Source organism: Marinobacter sp. UBA2688 (assembly GCF_002352785.1).
GTDB classification, from domain to species: domain Bacteria; phylum Pseudomonadota; class Gammaproteobacteria; order Pseudomonadales; family Oleiphilaceae; genus Marinobacter; species Marinobacter salarius.
In genome coordinates this window covers 73,378-94,939 of sequence record NZ_DELU01000026.1, presented here as the reverse complement: position 1 = coordinate 94,939, position 21,562 = coordinate 73,378, and the positions used below count along the sequence as shown (strand labels likewise).

General features: G+C 58.7%; 21 protein-coding genes. 10 read left to right on the top strand and 11 right to left on the bottom strand.

Annotated elements, in window-relative coordinates:
* Positions 1–5: 5 nt before the first annotated feature.
* From B3M52_RS15850 to rmf, 3 genes are all read left to right on the top strand, one after another.
* Positions 6–2,336, top strand: coding sequence for a Tex family protein (locus B3M52_RS15850; protein ID WP_036202982.1), 2,331 nt, complete (start codon positions 6–8; stop codon positions 2,334–2,336).
* Positions 2,337–2,404: 68 nt separating this feature from the next.
* On the top strand, positions 2,405–3,958 hold the full coding sequence (gene gshA, locus B3M52_RS15845) for a glutamate--cysteine ligase (RefSeq protein ID WP_075194995.1): 1,554 nt from the start codon (positions 2,405–2,407) through the stop codon (positions 3,956–3,958).
* 153 nt (positions 3,959–4,111) lie between these two features.
* Positions 4,112–4,324 carry a ribosome modulation factor gene (gene rmf / locus B3M52_RS15840; RefSeq protein WP_036202988.1) on the top strand — a complete coding sequence of 71 codons (213 nt, stop codon included), beginning with the start codon at positions 4,112–4,114 and terminating at the stop codon, positions 4,322–4,324.
* Positions 4,325–4,360: 36 nt separating this feature from the next.
* Here rmf and B3M52_RS15835 read toward each other — a convergent pair whose 3' ends face one another.
* Positions 4,361–4,813: a flagellar basal body-associated FliL family protein gene (locus tag B3M52_RS15835; protein ID WP_075194996.1), complete on the bottom strand. Its 453-nt coding sequence runs from the start codon at positions 4,811–4,813 to the stop codon at positions 4,361–4,363.
* A 161-nt stretch (positions 4,814–4,974) separates the two neighbouring features.
* Here B3M52_RS15835 and B3M52_RS15830 point away from each other — a divergent pair, with 161 nt between their 5' ends.
* Positions 4,975–5,481, top strand: a complete 507-nt coding sequence (locus B3M52_RS15830; RefSeq protein ID WP_036202995.1) for a disulfide bond formation protein B — start codon at positions 4,975–4,977, stop codon at positions 5,479–5,481.
* 105 nt (positions 5,482–5,586) lie between these two features.
* The gene (locus B3M52_RS15825; protein WP_075194997.1) at positions 5,587–6,069 is read left to right on the top strand and encodes an Rsd/AlgQ family anti-sigma factor; all 483 of its coding nucleotides are present in this window, start codon (positions 5,587–5,589) and stop codon (positions 6,067–6,069) included.
* 73 nt (positions 6,070–6,142) lie between these two features.
* Here B3M52_RS15825 and B3M52_RS15820 read toward each other — a convergent pair whose 3' ends face one another.
* From B3M52_RS15820 to B3M52_RS15810, 3 genes are all read right to left on the bottom strand, one after another.
* Positions 6,143–6,853 carry an FKBP-type peptidyl-prolyl cis-trans isomerase gene (locus B3M52_RS15820; protein ID WP_036203000.1) on the bottom strand — a complete coding sequence of 237 codons (711 nt, stop codon included), beginning with the start codon at positions 6,851–6,853 and terminating at the stop codon, positions 6,143–6,145.
* A gap of 105 nt (positions 6,854–6,958) precedes the next feature.
* Entirely contained in the window at positions 6,959–7,345 is a 387-nt protein-coding gene (locus B3M52_RS15815; protein WP_036203003.1) for a hypothetical protein, read from the bottom strand.
* Positions 7,339–7,818, bottom strand: coding sequence for a DUF2390 domain-containing protein (locus B3M52_RS15810; protein ID WP_185906465.1), 480 nt, complete (start codon positions 7,816–7,818; stop codon positions 7,339–7,341). Before B3M52_RS15810 ends, B3M52_RS15815 begins: the two co-directional genes overlap by 7 nt.
* Before the next feature lie 99 nt (positions 7,819–7,917).
* Here B3M52_RS15810 and B3M52_RS15805 point away from each other — a divergent pair, with 99 nt between their 5' ends.
* Positions 7,918–9,873 (top strand): ATP-binding cassette domain-containing protein, encoded by a 1,956-nt coding sequence (locus B3M52_RS15805; protein WP_075194999.1) that lies wholly within the window; start codon positions 7,918–7,920, stop codon positions 9,871–9,873.
* Here the strand turns inward: B3M52_RS15805 and ppx are convergent.
* Positions 9,870–11,381, bottom strand: a complete 1,512-nt coding sequence (gene ppx, locus B3M52_RS15800; protein ID WP_151982892.1) for an exopolyphosphatase — start codon at positions 11,379–11,381, stop codon at positions 9,870–9,872. The two genes, B3M52_RS15805 and ppx, sit on opposite strands and share 4 nt — an antisense overlap.
* A 373-nt stretch (positions 11,382–11,754) precedes the next feature.
* On the opposite strand from ppx, the gene trxA reads away from it, so the two are divergent.
* Positions 11,755–12,081 (top strand): thioredoxin TrxA, encoded by a 327-nt coding sequence (trxA, locus tag B3M52_RS15795; RefSeq protein ID WP_007153552.1) that lies wholly within the window; start codon positions 11,755–11,757, stop codon positions 12,079–12,081.
* 216 nt (positions 12,082–12,297) lie between these two features.
* Here the strand turns inward: trxA and B3M52_RS15790 are convergent, their stop codons facing one another.
* Genes B3M52_RS15790 through moaB form a run of 4 tightly spaced genes read right to left on the bottom strand, consistent with a single transcriptional unit; the run spans position 12,298 to position 14,802 of the window.
* Positions 12,298–12,744, bottom strand: coding sequence for a molybdenum cofactor biosynthesis protein MoaE (locus B3M52_RS15790; protein ID WP_036203014.1), 447 nt, complete (start codon positions 12,742–12,744; stop codon positions 12,298–12,300).
* A 1-nt stretch (position 12,745) separates the two neighbouring features.
* Positions 12,746–13,015, bottom strand: a complete 270-nt coding sequence (moaD, locus tag B3M52_RS15785) for a molybdopterin converting factor subunit 1 (RefSeq protein ID WP_075195001.1) — start codon at positions 13,013–13,015, stop codon at positions 12,746–12,748.
* Complete coding sequence (gene glp / locus B3M52_RS15780) at positions 13,012–14,226, bottom strand: gephyrin-like molybdotransferase Glp (protein WP_075195002.1); 1,215 nt, start codon at positions 14,224–14,226, stop codon at positions 13,012–13,014. The genes moaD and glp overlap by 4 nt, the downstream gene beginning before the upstream one ends.
* A 3-nt stretch (positions 14,227–14,229) precedes the next feature.
* Positions 14,230–14,802, bottom strand: a complete 573-nt coding sequence (gene moaB / locus B3M52_RS15775) for a molybdenum cofactor biosynthesis protein B (RefSeq protein ID WP_036203020.1) — start codon at positions 14,800–14,802, stop codon at positions 14,230–14,232.
* Positions 14,803–15,169: 367 nt separating this feature from the next.
* On the opposite strand from moaB, the gene rho reads away from it, so the two are divergent.
* The 3 genes from rho to B3M52_RS15760 all read left to right on the top strand — a co-directional run bounded on the left by rho (position 15,170) and on the right by B3M52_RS15760 (position 19,191).
* A complete protein-coding gene (rho, locus tag B3M52_RS15770) occupies positions 15,170–16,432 on the top strand; it encodes a transcription termination factor Rho (RefSeq protein ID WP_036203025.1) in 1,263 nt (420 codons plus the stop codon).
* Between the two features lie 265 nt (positions 16,433–16,697).
* Complete coding sequence (ubiD, locus tag B3M52_RS15765; protein WP_036203027.1) at positions 16,698–18,185, top strand: 4-hydroxy-3-polyprenylbenzoate decarboxylase; 1,488 nt, start codon at positions 16,698–16,700, stop codon at positions 18,183–18,185.
* A 1-nt stretch (position 18,186) separates the two neighbouring features.
* Positions 18,187–19,191, top strand: coding sequence for a 2Fe-2S iron-sulfur cluster-binding protein (locus tag B3M52_RS15760; protein WP_075195003.1), 1,005 nt, complete (start codon positions 18,187–18,189; stop codon positions 19,189–19,191).
* A 17-nt stretch (positions 19,192–19,208) separates the two neighbouring features.
* On the opposite strand, the gene B3M52_RS15755 is transcribed toward B3M52_RS15760, so the two are convergent.
* Both B3M52_RS15755 and B3M52_RS15750 read right to left on the bottom strand, forming a co-directional pair.
* Positions 19,209–20,447 (bottom strand): heme biosynthesis HemY N-terminal domain-containing protein, encoded by a 1,239-nt coding sequence (locus B3M52_RS15755; protein ID WP_036203032.1) that lies wholly within the window; start codon positions 20,445–20,447, stop codon positions 19,209–19,211.
* Positions 20,444–21,562: a uroporphyrinogen-III C-methyltransferase gene (locus B3M52_RS15750; protein WP_075195004.1), complete on the bottom strand. Its 1,119-nt coding sequence runs from the start codon at positions 21,560–21,562 to the stop codon at positions 20,444–20,446. Before B3M52_RS15750 ends, B3M52_RS15755 begins: the two co-directional genes overlap by 4 nt.

Genomic DNA, 21,562 nt, shown 5'->3' with positions numbered 1-21,562 from the left:
GTTGCATGAACAGTATCATCAGGCGCATTGCTGACGAACTGGGTGTTCGTGAACAGCAGGTGAATGCCACCGTTGAAATGCTGGACGGTGGCGCCACCGTTCCTTTTATTGCCCGTTATCGCAAGGAAGTCACCGGTTCGCTCGATGACAGCCAGTTACGGTCCCTGGAAGACCGCCTGCGTTATCTGCGTGAGCTGGAAGACCGTCGTTCCACGATCCTCAACAGCATTGAGGAGCAGGGCAAGCTGACCGATGAGCTGCGTGCCAGCATCGATTCGGCGGACACCAAGAACCGCCTCGAAGACCTCTACCTGCCGTATAAGCCCAAGCGCCGAACCAAAGCGCAGATTGCCCGTGAAGCCGGTCTGGAGCCCCTGGCCGATGCCCTGTATGACGACCCCACGCTGGAGCCAGAGAGCACAGCGGAAGGCTATATCAATGATGAGGCCGGTGTTACCGACACCAAGGCCGCGCTTGATGGTGCCCGCTACATTCTGATGGAACGCTTTGCCGAGGATGCGGAACTCCTGGGTGAGCTGCGTGACTTTATCTGGCAGCAGGGGCAGCTCAAGGTCACCGTGGTGGACGGCAAGGAAAATGAAGGTGCCAAGTTCCGCGACTACTTCGACCATGTCGAGCCACTGAAAAAGGTGCCATCCCATCGTGCGCTTGCCATCCTCCGGGGGCGCAATGAAGGCGTGCTTACCTACTCCATTGTGGTTGGCGATGCGGAAGACGACCGTCGCCAGCCCCATCCGGCGGAACAGCGTATCGCCGCGCGCTGGCATATCCGTGACAACGGCCGTGCGGCCGACCGCTGGTTGTCGGAAGTGGTGCGCTGGACCTGGCGCGTAAAGCTGTCCACCCAGATCGAAACCGACCTTATGGCCCAGGTGCGGGAAGCGGCAGAAACCGAGGCCATCAATGTGTTTGCCGCCAACCTCAAGGATCTGCTGTTACTGGCGCCGGCGGGCCCCCGCGCCACACTGGGGCTGGACCCCGGCCTGCGCACCGGTGTGAAGGTGGCCATCATCGACGGCACCGGCCAGGTGGTGGGGCACGGTGGTATTTTCCCGCACGCGCCCCGCAACCAGTGGGATCAGTCCATTGAACAGTTGGCGAGCTGGTGTCGGCAGTACCGCATTGAACTGGTGGCCATTGGTAACGGTACGGCCTCCCGCGAAACCGAAAAGCTGGTCGCGGACCTGAGCAAGCGTTACCCGGAGCTGAAGCTGGCGCGGATTGTGGTCAGCGAATCCGGTGCTTCGATCTATTCCGCCTCTGAATTCGCCTCCCGCGAACTGCCGGACCTGGACGTGACCATTCGCGGGGCGGTCTCCATCGCCCGCCGGTTGCAGGACCCATTGGCGGAAATGGTGAAGATCGAACCCAAGTCCATCGGTGTGGGGCAGTACCAGCACGACGTGTCTCAGGTGCAGTTGGCCCGCAGCCTGGATGCCGTGGTGGAGGACTGTGTTAACGGTGTTGGTGTGGATCTCAACACCGCATCCATCCCCCTGCTGGCACGGGTGTCCGGCCTGAACCAGAGTATTGCCCAGAACATCGTCGATTTTCGTAACCAGAATGGCGTGTTCCGTGATCGCAGGCAGTTGCTTAAAGTGTCCCGCCTTGGTGATCGTACCTTTGAGCAGTCGGCCGGTTTCCTTCGCATTGCGGGGGGCGACAATCCGCTGGACCGCTCGTCGGTGCACCCGGAAGCCTATGGTGTGGTTGAGGCTATTGCCCGCCAGAACAATCGCAAGATTGAAGGTATCGTCGGCGACGCCGATTTCCTGCGCTCGTTGAACCCGCAGGACTATGTCACCGAACAGTTTGGTCTGCCGACCATAAAGGATATTATTACGGAATTGGAAAAGCCGGGCCGTGACCCCCGGCCGGAGTTCCGCTTTGCCAGCTTCGAGGAGGGAGTGGAAACCCTCAATGACCTGAAGCCGGGTATGGTGCTGGAAGGGTCGGTCACCAACGTGACCAACTTCGGCGCGTTCGTGGACATCGGCGTCCATCAGGATGGCCTTGTGCATATCTCTGCGTTGTCGAATACCTTCGTGAAAGATCCGAGGGAAGTGGTCAAGGCAGGGGATATCGTCAAGGTGAAAGTGATGGACGTGGATATCCCGAGAAAGCGGATTGCGCTTTCCATGCGTATGGATGACCAGCCCGGGGAGAAATCCGACAACCGCGCCGGCTCCAGCAGTAAAGGTGGCAAACCTTCCGCAAGAAATGACCGCCACAAGGGCGCAGACAGCGGGCAAAAGGGTGCCATGGCCGGAGCGCTGGCACAGGCTCTGGCGTCGGCCCGCAAAGACGGCCGTTAACCCGCGCCGCTACACACTACCGTAATGGCCGCCGGTGTTCCCGGCGGCCATTCAAGCAGGAGTCATTCATGGGTGAATCCCGCCATCAGCTTTTTCAGCAGTTCACGGCCAACCAATGGGCCGGATTTCGAAAAGGCGTTGAGAAAGAAGGCCTGCGGGTCGATCGCAACGGCTTTATCGCACAGACTCCGCACCCCCGCTCGCTGGGTTCCACACTGACTCATCCCCGTATCACCACGGATTACTCCGAAGCTTTGTTGGAGCTGATTACCCCGGTGTTTGATACCACGCGAGGGATGCTCGATTCGCTCCGGGATACCCATCGCTTCGTTCAGTGCAATCTTGGGGATGAGGTGTTCTGGGCCGCGAGTATGCCGTGTGAGCTGGACGGCGACGCGAGCATTCCCATTGCCGAGTATGGCACTGCCAATATCGGTCGCCTGAAGCATGTGTATCGCCAGGGGCTGGCCGTGCGTTACGGTCGCATGATGCAAAGCATTGCTGGCGCCCACTACAACCTGTCGCTGCCTGACAGTTTCTGGAGGCTTTGGCAGGACGCCCTTGGTAACCAACAAAGCCTGCAGGACTTCAAGTCGGACCAGTATTTCTGGCTGATCCGCAATTTCCGTCGTCGCAGCTGGATGCTGATGCTGCTGTTCGGCGCTTCTCCGGCGCTGGATGCCAGCTTTGTGGCGGGTGTACGTCATGACCTGAGCAGGTTCAGCGATGATACCTGGTATGGCCGCGAGGCCACATCGCTGCGCATGGGCGATCTGGGCTATCACAACAACGCTCAGGCATCGCTGAATATCTGTTTCAATGAACTGAAGACCTATACCGACACTCTGTTCAGGGCGATTCATACCCCGTGGCCAGCTTACGAAAAGATGGGAACCCGGCGCGACGGCGAATTCATCCAGATCAACACCAGCGTGCTGCAGATTGAGAACGAGTACTACAGCGCCGTGCGGCCAAAGCGCACCACCGAGCGTGGGGAAAAGCCGATACAGGCCCTGGAGTCACGGGGCGTGGAGTACATTGAGGTGCGTTGCCTGGACCTGGATCCGTTCTCCCCGGTTGGCGTTAACGAAAGCCAGATCGATTTTCTTGACCTGTTCCTGCTGGATTGCCTGCTGTCAGACAGCCCCCGAATTGACGATGACGAATGCGATCGCCTTGATGACAATTACCAGGATGTGGTGGCTAGGGGCCGGAATCCGGACCTGACGATCTGTCGCTCCGGTGAACGCGGCCGGGTCGGTGACGCTGCCATTGCCCTGATGGACCGTCTTGCCCCTCTTGCAGAACAGTTGGACAGCTTGAACGGAGATTCCACCTATCGGCGAGCGCTGGATGACCAGCGTGCCAAGCTCGACGATCCGCGTGAGTTACCTTCAGCGAAGGTGCTTGAAGCCATGGAGGCTTCCGGCATGGGTCACCGGGAATGGGGGCTGGAAATGTCCAGGCAGCACCAGCAAACGCTGCGAGGGGAAGGGCTGTCGCCGGATGTGATGGCGGCGTTTGACAAAATGACCGCTGATTCGCTTTCCGAGCAGGATGAAATGGAGCAAGCCGAAAACCAGCCATTCGGAGAATTCCTGGAGCAATACCTGCAATCCTGAACCGGGAGTGCCCCTCCCGGTCGGGCGTCACACTCTCCCCGGACCTGTCGCACAGAAACGTAATTAACGTTTGTCAGCTTCGGTTAGCGCTGTTAATTTCTGTAAGCAGAGTGACAGCATCTGATGGTGGCTACAGGTAAAGGGAGAACCGGTATGGCCAGAGACATCAAGTTAGGGTGGGATGTTGAGTCCCTGAATAAAGCCTATCGCCAGGGCTATATGGCCGCCTCTATGGGCATGGAACGCAGCCGCTGTCCCTATCGCGGAGAAGTTGTTGTTGCCGCCTGGGAAGCAGGATGGGAAGACGCTGAACAGGTTACCAATGAGGCGCGGCCGGTCGACGACCTGTTCTCCCGCATCGCCTGATACCTGTGCTTGCCGCCTGCTCACCCGGCCGTTGTATTACTTCTGTACAACGAACTCCGTAAACAGCACACCGGTAATGCTCTCACCGGTCTGTTGCTCTTCCAGGGCCGTGTTTATTCTCTTCGTGGCCTCTTCACGCAGCGACTGCTGTCCCTCTGTCGAGGACAGCTGTTCCGCGTCAGTCTGCTCCCCGAACAGCATCACCAGCTCATGACGTAGCCTGGGCATGTGTGCCTCCACCGCCGGACGGGTGGTTTCCTTCGACGCCCTGATGGTAACCGCTGCCTTGAGATAGGTCAGTTTGGCGCCCGGGTCCCCCACGTGGGTGACAAAGGGCGGATCCATTTCGATGTAGTCCGTGATGGCTGGTTCCTTTTCCTGCTCTTCCTGTGTCTCGTCTCCCCCTTCTTCCTCTTGGGCAAAGGCGGTTGGAGCCAGGGGAAAGGCAAAAAACAGGGCCAGCAGAAGGTACTTTGGCTTAAGTGTCATAGGCTTGAAGTTCGTATTGGTTTAAGGTTAAGTGGCTGGGCGCACGCAGCCGCCACCTGATGCTGGGAGAATAGCAGGCTCGATGCGCGGTTGCAGCATCCGATGCTTTACCGCCCAAGGCGGGCGACAGACTGACCTGAACGTTAACCCGAGGTACCCCTTTGAACTCCAGAGCCGTTTTCTTTCTGATATTCCTGCTATGCGCCGGGCTGCTTGGCGTGGCCTTCTACATGGAGCACGTTATGGGGTTGGAGCCCTGTCCTCTGTGTTGGCTGCAGCGATTCGGTTTTATGGCCGCTGGCATCGTCAGCCTCCTGGCAGCGCTCCATGGCCCCCATGGGTTCGGTGCAAGGGTCTATGGGTTATTGTTGTCTGTCAGCGCCGGTGCTGGCCTGGCGATGGCGGGCCGACAACTGTGGCTTCAAAGCCTGCCGGCGGATCAGGTGCCGGCCTGCGGGCCATCGGTGGATTACATGCTGGATGTGTTGCCCTGGATGGAGGTGTTGACCACGGCGCTGAAAGGCACGGGCGATTGCGCCGAAGTGACCTGGCGTTTCCTGGGGCTCAGTATTCCTGGCTGGACGGCCATCTTTTTCTTGTTGCTGGTGATTGTCGGCCTGGTGATGCTGTTCCGGCCCCCAAGAAAGCCGGAATGGATACAGGGATGAAACGGTTGCGACCGACCGCTGGCATGGGGTAACTTGAGTTTCGATACACTTGAGTTTCGATACAACAGAAATCAAACCAGAACGCGGTAACCGGAGATAGGCGTCATGTTGGATAATTGCCGTAATGCCAGGGAGCGTTGGGGTGGCGTCAGCGAGCTGATTGATCGCTGGCTGAAAGAAAGGCAGGAACTGCTGGTACACTACTGCGATTTGTCCGGTACGACGGACTATTCCCAGACAGAGGCGCTGCGCACGAAATTCATCAAGCTGTGTGAGGTGCTGGTGGATTACGTGTCGGCAGGGCACTTCGAAATATACGAGCAATTGGTTCAGGAAGCCCGTGAATTTAACGACGGTGGACTGGAGCTGGCGGTAAAGCTGTACCCGAAAATTGAGCAGACCACGGAAACGGCACTCAATTTCAACGATCGCCTTAACGGGCAGTCGCTGACGGAGAGCGAAGTTCGCGATTTGTTCCAGCAGCTATCAGAGCTCGGTGAAACTCTGGAAAGCCGGTTTGAGATGGAAGATTTCCTGATTGAGCATCTGCACAATGCCCATGCTGACAAGGTAATGTCGTCGGCTTGAGGTGAAGGCTTGAAACCTCCCCCCGATTCCAAAAGGAAATGGGGGGAGTGGCCGTTGTTGCCAAGCGGCTTATTTATTCCGGATTGATTTCCAGAAGTTCCACGTCGAAGACCAGGGTCTCGTTGGGCCCGATCCGCTGGTTTCCTCCAGGCCCATAAGCCAGTTCCGAAGGAATGTAGAGTTTCGCCCTGCTGCCTTCAGACATCAGTTGCAGTCCTTCGGTCCAGCCCGGTATGACCTGGTTCAGTCCAAAGGTGACCGGCTCGCCGCGCTCGCGGGAGCTGTCGAACACTTCGCCTGAGATTAACTCGCCGGTGTAGTGCACCTGCACGCGGTCTTCGGCCGTCGGCTTTTCACCATCGCCTTCTTCCAGGATTTCATATTGCAGGCCGGATTCCGTGGTTTTGACGCCGTCGCGTTTGGCATTCTCCGCGAGGAACTGTTCCCCGGCTTCCTGATTTTTCTTCGCCAGTTCTTCCGCCTGGGCCGACTCCTGCTCCTGGAGCTGAGTCTGGTAGGCCATCAGGGCTTCCTGGATTTCCTCACGGCTCATTCGCGTCTGTTCTTCGTCGCCGTCGTGGCCGTGCTGAATGCCTTGGAGGAATTGCTCCATCTTAAGGTTCGGCAGGTCGTTGCTCATTCTCTGGCCCATGACCAGGCCCATGCCGTAGCTGACTTTCTCATCCGTGGATTCCAGCGCCGGATCTTCCGGAACCGCTTCCTGGGAAGAAGAACAGCCTGCCATGACACCGGCCACAGACAGTGCGATCAGGGTTTTTCTCATTACATCGTCCTTAGTTAAGCTTGCGTTGAATGATCGGGAACGCACAAAAGGTAACGGGTTCTGTCGCCAGATGCCACTGAACATGTGTTAAGGAAGGGAGTAATCTCAACTACCGTTATTGGCAGTGTCAGGGCCGAGCGAAAAAGGTGCGCGGTAGGGCGATTGCCAATCGGTTTCCGAGTCGGACACGGGCGGGCGTACGCTCTTGCTTTCAGATCGCTCTATTGCCAGCGCGTTCCAGGGCCCTTGCGCAGGTGGCTTGTCAGCGTAGTGCCAGCTGCCGTCGCTATCCTTCCACTTGAAGACGATGTCGGGCCCTTCAGTTGGAACCGGTGAGGGAACCAGGCCCTCAAACGCGGGAATTTCGGCATTGGTTTCGGCCTTTGCGGGTTTGCTGGTGGTTTCGGCGGGGTCATTCAGGCCGAAAAACATCAGTGCCACCAGGACGCCGAGAGCGGGAAACGCCAGCCGGATTAGCCATTTCATCAACATGGCTTGTTATCTCCTTCAACGAGGGTCGACAGTTCTCTGGTCAAAATGTCCAGCAAGCTGCCGGTCTCGTTATCCATTGTCTTCTCTGGTGCTGCGGCGAGCAAGTTGCTGAGGGCCAGATTGGCCATTGTTGCCTCACCGCTGCCTGTATGTTTGTTTGAAACCAGAGCCTGATAGGCCAAGGCCAACTCGACCCGTTCCGCTTCAAGTTCGCTACGGGCGATGCACTCTCTTACAATAGCAGTGCCGGGGTCATTCTTCGTAATGGTTTTCTTCGCTGATCGAAGCGGCTCCGTGACTTGGCGCCGCCATGCGGTTACCTGCGCGCTCTCAGTGCCCGGAAGCACGTTGCCTGAGGTGGTCAGCCACGCTGCGCAGAGAATCCGGGTAACGCTCCAGCCTCGGTCCTGCAGGCCGAGGCACGCATCCCGTGCTGCAGAGGACTCCCAGAAACGGCAGGCAAACCGCCACAATGGGTTTTCCGGATCTGCATCCTCAGGTATCTTGCTACCGCTACACGCCATAGGGGCCAGGCCGGTTCCTTATCAAACGTTCCTTGATACCATTACGTTATGCTTACGATAACCGATCTCAGTTTACAACGAGGTGGCGTCTGGTTGCTAGAAGCCGTCAACCTGACCATCCAGCCCGGCCAACGGGTAGCGATAGTGGGTGCCAATGGCGCTGGCAAGTCCAGTTTGTTCCAGTTATTGCTGGGGCAGCTGGCGCCGGAGCAGGGCAGTGCGTCTTTGCCCGGAGGGTGCCGAATCGCTCACATGGCTCAGGAAGTGGCCGCCTCGTCCCGCACGGCTCGGGATTTTGTGCTGGATGGCGACTATGATCTGCGACGCATGGAGTCAGAGTTGGCTGACGCCGAAGAGCGGGATGACGATCACCGCATTGCCCGTATTCATGGCGAGCTCGACATCCATGAAGCCTGGTCTGCGCCTCGCCGCGCGGAAGCGTTGCTGAGAGGTTTGGGGTTTTCGGATGCCGACGCTGATCGGCCAGTGTCTTCGTTTTCCGGCGGCTGGCGGATACGCCTCAACCTGGCCCAGGCGTTGATGCGCCCGTCCGACCTGTTGTTGTTGGACGAGCCCACCAACCACCTGGACCTGGACGCCTGTCTTTGGCTTGAGAACTGGCTGCGGCGGTACGAGGGCACCCTGCTGTTCATTTCCCACGACCGGGACTTCATGGACCGTGTGGCGACTCACCTGGTGCATTTCGACCAGCGGCGGCTGGACCTGTATACGGGTAATTACTCATCATTTGAGACCCAGCGCAGTGAGCGCATTGCCCAGCAGCAGGCCGGGTATGAGCGCCAGCAGGCAAGAATTGCCGAGATCCAGCGTTTCATCGATCGTTTTAAAGCAAAAGCCACCAAAGCCCGCCAGGCCCAGAGCCGGGTCAAAGCGCTGGAGCGCATGGAAAAGATTGCTCCGGCCCATGTGGATTCCCCGTTCAGTTTCGAGTTTCCGGTCGCCGATAAAGTGTCCAATCCGCTGATGTCGATTCGTAACGGCGCGGCGGGTTATGGCGACGCCGTTGTACTCGAAGGCATCAACCTGTCACTGCTGCCGGGCAGTCGTATTGGTCTCTTGGGCCCCAATGGTGCGGGCAAGTCCACGTTGATGGATGCCCTGCGGGGGCAAAGCACCCTGTTGCGGGGTGAGCGGACCACGGGAGAACATGTGGCGATCGGTTATTTTGCCCAGCATCAGTTGGAGTCGCTGGACCTGGACGCAAGCCCGTTCCTGCACCTGCAGCGGCTGGCCCCCAAAGCCTCCGAGCAAAGTGTCCGTAATTTTTTGGGCGGCTTTGACTTCCACGGCGACGAGGCCTTGAGTGCTATTCGTTCATTCTCCGGTGGTGAAAAGGCCCGTGTGGCGCTGGCGGTGATTGCCTGGCAAAAGCCCAACCTGTTGCTGCTGGACGAGCCCACCAACCACCTGGACCTGGAGATGCGTCAGGCCCTGACCATGGCGCTGCAAAACTTTGAGGGGGCGATTGTGGTGGTTTCCCATGATCGTCACCTGCTGCGTAACACGGTTGATGACTTCTGGCTGGTGAACGAGGGTCGGGTTACGGAATACGACGGCGACCTGGAAGACTATGAGCGCTGGCTGGCGGACCGTCGCAAGGACGAAACCGAAGCTCCACGCCGGGAAAGTAGTGAGGTCCACGCTGCAGGCGGTAACGCATTGGCTGCGGATAGTGGTGCGGGTGAGAACGCCGAAGATCGCAAGGCCCGCAAGCGGGCGGAGGCGGCCATTCGCCAGAAACTTAGCCCCTATCGCAAGCAACAGGGGGCTCTGGAGAAAGAGATGGATCAGCTCCAGTCCACGTTGGTGACACTGGAGCAGAGCCTTTCAGAGCCGGAGCTCTATGCCGATCAGGGTAAGCAGAAGCTAAAGGAGCTTTTGGGTCAACAGGCCGCAGCAAAGAGTCGTCTGGCAGAGGTAGAAGCCGAATGGCTTGAAATCAGCGAAACGGTCGAGAGCCTTGAGGCAGAGCTAACGCCCTAGGATTTCACCTCCAGGGTGAAATCCTGTTTGGCCAGGTAATCCCGTTCGTTTTCAAGATCGGCCAGGGTTAGCGGGCGTTCATCCAGCCACCCTTCAGTGAATTCCACGGCCAGACCATTGGTGGACGGGTGCAGGCGGAATTCGGGCGGCTGCTCATGATTCCGCGGATGCTGCAATAGCACTGCCAGTCGAACCAGCACGCACAGGTAGCGTAGACGGGGAATGTCCTCGGGGTTCAGCCCGTCGAAAATGGCGGAAGAGAACTTGCGCCGGTGCCCACGAACCAGGGTTGCCAGATCGCGCTGAAACTGTTGACTGAAGCCGGGTAGGTCGGAATACCGCAACAGGTAGGCGCCGTGCTTGTGGTACTGGCTGTGTGAAATGGTCAGGCCGATTTCATGCAGCCGGCAGGCCCAGCGCAGCACTTCTTCATCAACTGCTGTGTTCAGCTCCCAAGTGCTCGCCACCTGTCTCCAGGCCGCGATGGCGGTGTGTTCCACCGCGCTGCCGTGTTCCTGGTCTACGTGGTAGCGTTCCTGCAGGGCCTGAATTGTTCGTACCCTTACATCCTCGTGCTGAATCCGGCCGGCGATGTCGTACAGCAGGCCTTCCCTCAGGGCGCCATCAGCGAACGTCATTTCGGTTATCCGCAGCGACTGGAACGCGCCCATCAAAATCGCAAACCCCGCGGGGAAGATACTTTGGCGATCGGCGCGGACGCCCAGGTCCCCGAGTTTCTCAGCCTTGCCCATGTCGACCAGCCGGGTCCTGAGTTCCATCATCGCGTCCAGGGTGATGGTGCCGTCCGTGATCCTGAGGCTGGTCAACACGCTGGCAATCGCCTTGATTGAGCCGGATGACCCTACAGCGCTTTGCCAACCCTTGTTGCGGAAATGCTGACGGATGTTGAGCAGTTCCTGTTCGGCGTGGGTAACGGCCTTATCCATTTGCTTGCGGGTGATCTTGCCGTCCGGAAAGTATCGGTTGCGGAACGACACGCAGCCCATGTGCAGACTTTCGAGCTCCTGGGGTTCGAAGCGTTCCCCGATGATAAACTCGGTACTACCGCCCCCGATGTCAATCACCAGTCGCCGGCCACTGTCATCCGACAGGGTGTGTGATACGCCCAGGTAAATCAGACGGGCCTCCTCCCGGCCGGCAATGATCTCCACCGGGTATCCCAGCACCTCTTCCGCCCGGGTCATGAATTCATGGGCGTTGCGCGCCACCCGCAACGCGTTGGTGCCCACCACCTGAACCGCCTCCGGTGGCATGCCCTGAAGCCTCTGGGCAAAACGACTAAGGCAGGCCAGGGCACGTTCCTGGGCGTCTTCGGTCAGACGGTTATGACTGTCCAGCCCGGCACCGAGCTGTACCTTCTCCCCCATCTTCTCCAGGGTGCGGATCTCACCGTGAACCAGGCGGGCGACCACCATGTGGAAACTGTTGGAGCCCATATCGATTGCAGCGAGCAGTTCTGGCGGGGTGGCGGAAGAGTTGGCCGTCACGTGTAATGAATTCCTTCTGCCAGGCCCTAAATAGAGGGAAGGGAGCTTGAAAGACTGCATGCCGGAAACTCGGCAGCGTTCATGTAACCATTGTTATCAGGGCGAAAGTGGACGTTTAACCACCATGCCTGGGGATTACTATAAGCGATATGCGGTGTAACGCAATGGGGCGGTATTGCTCAGGATGAGGGTAATCCGAAGTGCCGGGGTGGAACGAAGCGCTTCACATACGCCTGACCAATCGCGTAAAGTAAGGCTTACAATAATTTAGGAAATCGGTTGCCCCAAGCCTTTTGCGGCAACTGTCAGAACAGTCAACAGCATCATTCAGGCGGCCAGAGCCGCTGGTGGGTGCACGAATCGGGAAACTGAAATGAGCGGAAATATTGTAAACGTTACAGATGCCTCTTTTGAGCAGGATGTACTGCAGTCAGACGTACCGGTACTGGTCGACTACTGGGCAGAATGGTGCGGCCCATGCAAGATGATCGCGCCAGTCCTGGAAGAGATGGCTGAAGAGTACGAAGGCAAGCTGAAAGTCTGCAAACTGAACATCGACGAAAACGAGCAGACCCCGCCCAAATTCAACATCCGCGGCATCCCCACCCTGATGCTGTTCAAGAACGGCAACGTGGACGCCACCAAAGTAGGCGCACTGTCCAAGTCACAGCTGGCTGCGTTCCTCGACAGCAACCTCTGATTGCTGCGAGTTGGCCAAAAGCCGCCCCTGAGCAAACGCTCACGGGCGGTTTTTTATTGCCAGGCCAACAACCAGTCAGGCGAGTAGTTCCGAACACCCCTTCCGAAAATGTGCGGAGCCAAGGATGGCGGAGCCCAAGCGTACACGGACGTATTCAAAGCGTTTTTCGGAAGGGGTGTTCGGAATTGCTCGCCGTCTGGCCACAAAGTCTCGGAGTTAATCCCAACTCTGAGTCCGGTCCAGATCAGCAGCCTTCTGCTCAACCCAGTGCTCCGTGTCGCCCGTGATCTCCTTCTTCCAGAACGGCGCCGACGTCTTTAGTGCATCCATGATGAACTCACAGGCCGCAAATGCATCACCACGATGGGCGCTGCACACCCCCACAAACACAATCTGATCAGACAATGCCAGCGATCCCACCCGATGAATAATCCGCGCGTCCCGCACATCCCAGCGTTGTGAGGCTTCATGAACCAGTCCCTCGATAACCTGCTCCGTCATCCCTGGATAGTGCTCCAGAAACAGCCCCGTCACACCGCTCAGGTCACCACTGTCCCGAACGAGTCCGGTAAACGTCGCGATGGCCCCGGTGCCGGAACCGCTGTTTCGAAGGGCACGGTACTCTTCAGCCGGGTCAAAATCCTGTTGCTGGACGCGGATCACATCAACCTCCTGTCACTGGCGGAAAAAAGGCCACTTCATCACCGGGCTGTAGCGCCCTGTCAGGCTTGGTCATTACCTGATTGACCGCAATCATCACCGGTTGCGCGCCGTCCAGCTGGGCCCAGTTCCCCCCTTTAGAAGCAAGGCTGTGCAGCAGTTGACCGGCAGTCAGCCCGGGTTGGGCCTCAACCGTCAGCGTGGTTGTATCCAGTTCCTCCCTCAGGCGGGCAAAGAACTTCACCGTAATAGAATTATCCGTAGCCATGGTCATTCCAGCAGCTCCGCAAACGAGTAATAGGTAACAGGGTCACCGAGGTTAATGGTCGTGTTCTCAGGTACCACAGCCAATCCCTCAGCCCAGCAGGCAGAGCTCAGGACGCCGGAGCTCTGGTTGGGATAGGCCGTGATCATAAGGCCGTCATCGCCAATGCTCTTGCGGGCACGGACGTATTGTCGACGAATTGAGGGCTTCTCCGTCGAAAATCCGGCCGGGATCTGTTCTCCGCCACCAGTAACCCCCGTTCGGCTCTGGCAGGCGCGAATAAACGGCATGCCCATCACCATAAAGCTGACCAGCACGGCCACCGGATTGCCGGGCAGGCCCAGCACCGGCGTGTCGCCAATCGTACCGAAGGCCATTGGTTTGCCAGGTTTGCTGGCAAGCCGCCACAGGGACAGGTTGCCAGATTCCTCCAGCACCGCCCGAACATGGTCTTCCTCGCCCACCGACACGCCGCCGCTGGTGATGATCAGGTCGGCCTCGGCTGCGGCCCGCTCAAGAGTCTTGCGGGTCGCGTCCCGAGCGTCCTTCAGGGCCTCACAGAGCACCACCTCGCAGCCTGCTTTCGCCAGCAATCCCAGCAGGGTGTAGCGATTGCTGTTATAGATCTGTCCAGGCCCCAGTGGTTGTCCGGGATCCACCAACTCGTCACCGGTTGTGAGAACGGCGACTTTCAGTTTTGCGTACACGGCAACGTCTGCCGTACCAATGGAGCCCAGTAGGCCCATTTCCTGGGGGCGGATCCTGGTGCCCGCCGCCAATGCCAGCTCGCCCTGAGCCAGATCCTGGCCACGGCGACGGATATTCTGGCCTTCGCTGACAGGCCCATTGACGGTGATACCGTCGCCGCAAACGCTGACCCGTTCCTGCATGATGACCGCGTCCGCGCCTGAGGGGATTTCCGAACCGGTGAAAAGACGCACGGCCGTTCCAGGCTTGAGGGTCAGGCGTTCTTCACCAGCAGCTGTGCGCCCGGACACCGGTAGTGGTTCCCCGCCAGCAAGATCCCCGGCACGCACGGCGTAACCGTCGACGGCGCTGTTATCCGCTGGTGGTACATCCGCCGGAACTGTGTAGTCCCGGGCCAGAACCCGGTCCAGACTGTTTGTCAGTGCCACGGTTTGCGAGCGCGTGATCGGGCGCGCCCGGGCAACCAGATGGTCAATGGCTTCTTCAACAGGAGTCAGGTCAGAGCTTGCCATGGATTATCGCTCCGAGCGCTCGCCAATAACCTGGTCGATCCGGCTGAGAGGCTTGTCCGGTTTGCCGAGGGCCAGGTCTGAGAAGTTGCAGGGGCCGTGGCGACTGTCCAACTGACTGACGAGAATGCCGTTCCAGCCGGTGCGGCAGGCACTTGTTGAACCGGGCAGGCAGAAAATCACCGTGTGATTGGCCAATCCGCCAAAGGCTCGGGACTGAATCGTGGAAGAGCCAATCTCGCTGGCGGAAAGCCGGCGGAACTCCTCACCGAAGCCGTCGATGGCCTTGTCCAGCAATGGGGAGACCGCTTCTGGCGTACTATCGCGCTCATGGAAGCCGGTGCCGCCGGTGATGATCACCACGTTGATCTCCGGGTCGGCGATCCAGCCGGACATCAGCGCCCGTATGAGATAGACATCGTCCGGCAGGATGCGTCGGGCAACCAGTCGGTGGCCCGCTTCAATGATGCTGTTCTCCAGGAACTTTCCTGATGAGTCTTCCGCTTCACCCCGGCTGTCGGACACCGTCAGCAGGGCGATACTCAGGGGTTTCAGTTCGACGGTGGCGTCGATACTCATGGATGCTCTCCAAAGTTTTTATAGGTCTGTCTAACAGTATCTCTATTGGGAATGATGAATGGAAGGGGAGACATTCATCAGAGGGATACGGGGCATTTGCGGAGGCTGTGGGCGACCCCTTAAGGAGAAATTGGTTCAAAAATGCGCGACATTACTTGACATTGGTACGCAAGGTGGCTGATGATCGCTCTTGCCCGGCGAACGGTTGTTCTTCCTGTCTCTGGCTTCAGTACCTTTCCGGACTCCATCTACACCGGTTGCTCCATCTGGCCAGCACCAAGTTCAACGTATATCCGATCAATCCGTTTAGGGGCACCCCTTTCATTTCAATATTCGTTTACTTCCATTCCTGACTATCTAACAACCTATGAACCTTACTGAACTCAAGCAGAACTCCATGCCCGAATTGCTCGATATTGCGCAAGAGATGGGCCTCGATAACCTGGCTCGCTCGCGCAAGCAGGATGTCATCTTCACGATCCTGAAGAAGCATGCTAAAAGCGGCGAAGACATTTATGGTGACGGCGTACTGGAAATTCTGCAGGACGGTTTCGGCTTCCTCCGTTCCGCCGACGCCTCATACCTTGCCGGTCCTGACGACATCTACGTGTCGCCAAGCCAGATTCGCCGTTTTAACCTGCGGACCGGTGACACCGTTGCCGGCAAGATACGCCCGCCGAAAGACGGCGAGCGTTACTTTGCCCTGCTGAAAGTTAACGAGATTAACTTCGACAAGCCGGACAACGCCCGAAACAAGATCCTGTTCGAGAACCTGACACCGCTGTTCCCGGACGAGCGCCTGATGCTTGAAGCCGGTAATGGCAGCACCGAGGATCTGTCCTCACGGGTTCTGGATCTGGTTGCGCCCATCGGCAAGGGCCAGCGCGGCCTGATCGTGTCTCCGCCCAAAGCCGGTAAGACGCTGCTGATGCAAAGCATCGCCCAGTCCATCACCCGTAACAATCCAGAGTGCCATGTGATGGTGCTGCTGATTGACGAGCGTCCGGAAGAAGTAACCGAGATGCAGCGCACCGTGCGTGGTGAAGTGATCGCCTCCACCTTCGATGAGCCCCCGGCCCGTCATGTGCAGGTGGCCGAGATGGTCATCGAAAAGGCCAAGCGTTTGGTCGAGCACAAGAAAGACGTGGTGATTCTGCTGGATTCCATCACCCGTCTGGCCCGTGCCTACAACACGGTGATTCCGTCCTCCGGCAAGGTACTGACCGGTGGTGTGGACGCCCACGCCCTTGAGAAGCCCAAGCGTTTCTTTGGTGCGGCCCGTAACGTGGAAGAGGGCGGCAGCCTGACCATTCTTGCCACCGCGCTGGTCAACACTGGCTCCAAGATGGATGAAGTCATCTATGAGGAGTTCAAGGGAACCGGTAACATGGAGATCCATCTGGATCGCAAGATTGCCGAGAAGCGCACCTATCCCGCCATCAATATTCGCAGCTCTGGCACCCGCCGTGAGGACCTGCTGATGAGCGAGGCGGATATCCAGCGCATCTGGATTCTGCGCAAGCTGCTGCACTCCATGGACGACGATACCGGTGCCATTGAGTTCCTGCTGGACAAGCTGCGTGAAACCAAGACCAACGACGAATTCTTCCAGTCGATGAAGCGTCGTTAAGTCCTGCTGCGCCTCAGGTTTGGGGGCAGGCGGAGCCGGGGTGAGCTGCCCCGGACACGCCGTAAACCCATCCCTGGGGGCTCGGCATTGCCATCCCTGGCAATGCACGGTCCGGGGCAGCTCACCCCGACTCCGCCGTCCAGAGTTGGTACGCGCGCTGATCCCCCATCCAGTTCCCGCACCCACGCAGAAATCCAAGCCAATACCCAGGCCGAACCAAAACCAAAGAATTCGCGTACAATGCCGGAATCAACCGGAGTAGCCGATGAAATACAACGACCTGAGAGACTTCATAGGCCAGCTTGAAAAGTTGGGAGAGCTGAAGCGTATTTCAGTGGAAGTCGATCCCCACCTGGAAATGACCGAGATCTGCGACCGCACGCTGCGGGCAGGTGGCCCCGCGTTGTTGTTCGAGAACCCCAAAGGCTACGACATGCCCGTGCTGGCCAACCTGTTTGGTACGCCGAAACGCGTGGCCATGGGCATGGGGCAAGACAGCGTGACCGCGCTGCGGGACATCGGCAAGCTGCTCGCTTTCCTGAAAGAACCGGATCCTCCCAAGGGCTTCAAAGATGCCATCGAGAAACTGCCGCTGTTCAGGCAGGTGATGCGTATGAGCCCCAAAGTGCTTCGCTCGGCGCCCTGCCAGGACGTGGTGATCGAAAAGGACCAGGTGGATCTGTACCAGATACCGGTTCAGCACTGCTGGCCCGGGGACGCAGGGCCTTTGGTGACCTGGCCGTTGGTGATAACCCGTGGGCCCCATAAAGAACGCCAGAATCTTGGTATTTACCGGCAACAGGTCATTGGCCGTAACCGGCTGATCATGCGCTGGCTGAGCCATCGTGGAGGTGCGCTGGATTTTCAGGAGTTCCAGAAAGCCAACCCGGGTAAACCCTACCCTGTGGCCGTTGCCCTTGGGGCGGACCCGGCGACCATCCTGGGTGCGGTGACGCCGGTGCCGGATTCGTTATCGGAATACGCCTTTGCTGGCCTGCTCCGCGGCGGAAGAACCGAATTGGTGCAGTGTGGTCTCAGCGATCTGCAGGTGCCGGCCAGTGCCGAGATTGTGCTGGAAGGGTTCATCTATCCGGACGACGTAGCGCCGGAAGGCCCGTTCGGGGACCATACCGGTTATTACAACGAAGTGGATGAATTCCCGGTGTTCACCGTGGAGCGGGTGACGCACCGCAAGGACCCGATTTACCACAGTACCTACACTGGCCGCCCACCCGATGAGCCCGCCATTCTGGGTGTGGCACTGAACGAAGTCTTCATTCCCATCCTGCAGAAGCAGTTCCCCGAGATTGTGGATTTTTACCTGCCTCCCGAGGGGTGCTCCTACCGTCTTGCAGTGGTGACCATGAAGAAACAGTACCCCGGCCATGCCAAACGGGTGATGATGGGAGTATGGTCATTCCTGCGGCAGTTCATGTACACCAAGTTTGTGATCGTTACCGACGACGACGTAAACGCACGGGACTGGAAAGACGTGATCTGGGCCATGACCACCCGCATGGACCCATCCAGGGATACCACGCTGGTTGAGAGCACTCCCATCGACTACCTGGACTTCGCTTCGCCGGTGTCCGGGCTGGGCTCGAAAATGGGGATGGATGCCACCAGCAAGTGGCCGGGCGAAACCGATCGGGAGTGGGGCACGCCCATCACCATGTCCGACGACGTCAAAAGGCGTGTGGACGACATCTGGGACAGCCTGGGGATTGAAGTTTCATCCGATCGCCCCGATTGATATGGCCAGCCGTGAATGTCGTATTCAACTCGTGCCGGCGGTATTGTCCTTTACCGCAGCCGCCGACGAGACGCTGCTTGCGGCAGCCGGCAGGGCGGGGATCGCGGTTCCCGCCGCCTGTCGCAATGGCGTGTGCGAGCTCTGTGAGGCTCGCCTGGTCAGTGGCGAGGCCCTGAATACCCGCAATCAACACACAATTCCGGTCACCGGGCGACTGATGATGTGTCGCACCCTGGCGCTCAGTGACCTTGAACTGGAGATAGACGCCGTTATGGCAGCCGGAGACAACCAGCCTCGCAAGTTCCAGGCAAAGGTGGTGGACGTTCGTTCCATCAGCCACGATGTTTACCGTGTGGAACTGCAACTGCCCCGTCGCCGGGAACTGTCGTTTCACGCCGGCCAGTACCTGTCCGTGAATCTGCCGGATACAGACCCCTGTTATTTTTCCATCGCCAGCAGTCCGTCTGAAGAATTGATTGAGCTGCACATTCAGGCGACACCGGAGTGGGTGTCTGCACAGAAAGTGATTGATGCATTGACCTCTGGCGGAGAGGTGACCGTTGAATTACCCCACGGCCGCGCGTGCCTGGCGTCCGCGCCGGACAAACCGCTGTTGCTGGTCGCCGCCGGAACGGGGTTTGCCCAAATGAAGAGCCTGGTGGACTACCTGCAGAACACGTCTTACGACAAGCCTGTGAAGTTCTACTGGGGCGTTCGCCGCCACGAGGATATGTACCTGCGATCCCTGGCCCAGCAGTGGCAGGAAGAATGGCCGCCCTTTACCTTCCTGCCCGTGGTAGGGGATGACGAAGACAACGAGTGGAGTGGCCACCACGACCAGTTGGTGCGAACCGTGCTGGCGTCGGGCATGGACTGGAGCAACGTGGAAGTTCACGCCAGCGGCTCGCCGACGATGGTCTATACCTTGATGGATGCGTTACTTGAGGTGGGGTTGCCGCAGGAAGCATTTCTCTCCGATGTACTGGAATACGCCCCGAGAGGTTGAGACCCGGGGCCAGCCCCTCAGGCCTTGGGCATCGGCAAATCCGGCAACCCACTATCGTTAACCAATCCCTGCATCAACAGCTTCACACTGTTCTCACCCTCGCCCATGTGAGCATTCAGGCGGCTCAGCTCGGCCATGGTTTCACGGCTGCGGCGTAGCCGAAGGCTGGTTTCGAAATACTCCCGCGCCTTGCCCCAGAGCTCGTTGCGCAGGCTCAGACGGCCGAGTGCCAACAGCAGCTCTGCATTGTTGGGACGATCCTTCAGCCACTGCTCCGCTACCAGCAACTGCTCATCCGGCTTCAGGCCTTTTACGCGGCCATACAGATTGACCAGTTCATCACCCCAGTGATTGCGCAGGACTTTCCTCAGCAGGGTTTCAGCCTGGGCTTCGTCGCCCAGATCGGCAAGCAGCCGGGCATACTCCCGAATGGTGTGTTCGTCACGGCGGAGAAACCCTGGCAGCTCATCCCAAAGTTTGGTGAGAGGCTCAAGGGACGCTGAAGGCTCACCCGAGTGGCGGCGGCACTCCTCTGCGGCACGCTGCAGAAGGTTTTGCCAAACCAGGCGTTCCAGGTCGCCTTGTTCTTCACTCTCCATCAGGTTGCGCTTGCGGATTTCCGGCAACAGGCGGGACAGCTCACGCCAGTCTTCCAGGCGCACATAGGTGTTTTTCAGCAACTTGAGTACAAACGGATGGTGGGGCGCCTGCTTGCGCAGCCGCACCAGGGTTGCCAGGGCCTGCTCCAGTCGGTTGCCCGCCAGTTGCAGTTGGGCCTGAGTAATGCCCACGGCCATGTCGGAGCCCGGGGTGCTTTCAAAGGCCTTGCGCAACAGTTCGTCAACGGCCTCGTGATCGCCGGATTCAAACGAGGCCTGGGCCGCTGCCAGGTAGTTGATCAGTGGCGTGTCCGCGTGCTCTGCTGAAGAAGTGAGCAGCTTGCGGGCACGTGGCCAGTTACCCTCCGCCAGGGCCAGCAGCCCCTGAGTGGTTCTGCGCCGGGCTCGGCGTTCATTGCTGCGGGCCAGCCAGCCGGCGACCATGCCGGTGCCATGGCGCAGTCGACGGAACAGATTGATGGTTAGCACGGACGCTGCCACCAGCAGTACCAGCAACGCCAGACCAATCCAGAAATTGGTTTCAATCAGATAGTTGCCCAGGCTGATGCGGATGTAGCCAAGGTCGTACTGCAACCCCAGCGCAAGCCCGGTGCCCAGCAGTAAGGCGACCAGGATGATCAGCAAAATGCGGATCATGATGCGTCTCCCTGTTCACCGTTGCTGCCATTCTTTTCGGCCTCTCCGTTGTCCAGTCGACCGGCCAGTCGTGCCTTGAGCAGTTCCAGTGAGCGGCTGATGTCTGGCAGTTCCGGATCAACGTTCTTTTGTGAGAGTTCCTCCAGGGTCTGCGAGAGCGCGATGATGCGGGTGTTGCTGCTGTCGTACCAATTATTGATGGCATTGCTGGCTTTGGTCAGGGAGCGTGAGTAGAGCTGTTGATGACCGCGAAGTACGGCCAGCTCGGCTTCTTCCAGCATCAACTGCAGATTGAGCCGTGCATAGGCGCTTTGCTCCGGAGACAGCAGGGGTTTGACCGGCTCATCGAGCCTGCGGACCACAACCACCTGAGACAGGGTTTGCTTGACCTTGTGCCATCCCTCGGCAACCAGGCCCTGCCCGGAAGCATCGGCTTCCGGGTTCTCGCCGCTACTGACAAATCCTGGGGCGCGATCATGAATCAGTGCACTGTCTGTCAGTTGGTGGATGCTGTCGATAGCCGCTTCCAGTTTCAGGTAGAGCCCGGTGCGGTCGACATCGACAATGCCCTTGAGCGCCAGGATTTCCTTGGCCAGTTGCTGGCGAACCGGGTAAACGCCGATATCGTCTGATTCCGCCAGAACTTCATCACCGGATTCCAGTGCCGCCAAGGCCCCGCGAATGTCCTTTTCGATCATGAGCCTCTGGTTGGCCACCCTCAGCAGATATTCCGCCTCGGCCAGCAGCCAGTCAGTACGAGTGCGGTTTCCGGCCTCCAGCAGTTCACGGGCGTTGTGGTCGATCTGCCGTTGCTGGGTCGCGATCAGTTCACGCTGTTCAGACAGCTTGTCTTCCAGCGCCTGCAGGCGACGGCTCTGCTCACTGCCGGTCTGGCCGTACATCCGGTCCAGTTGCTCGGTGTCACTCTCCAGATCGGTGATGGACTGTTGCAGTGCCTGGTAGTTGTTCCATTGCTGCCAGCTCCAAAGAGACAGGGCAACGGCCAGGGCGAGCGCCAGTAGTGTAATGATCCAGAGGGGCCACAGTTTTTGCCGTGTTTGCTGATGCTTTTCGATCGGGGCAGGCAGTTGTGCGTTTGATTCTGTCACGGGCAT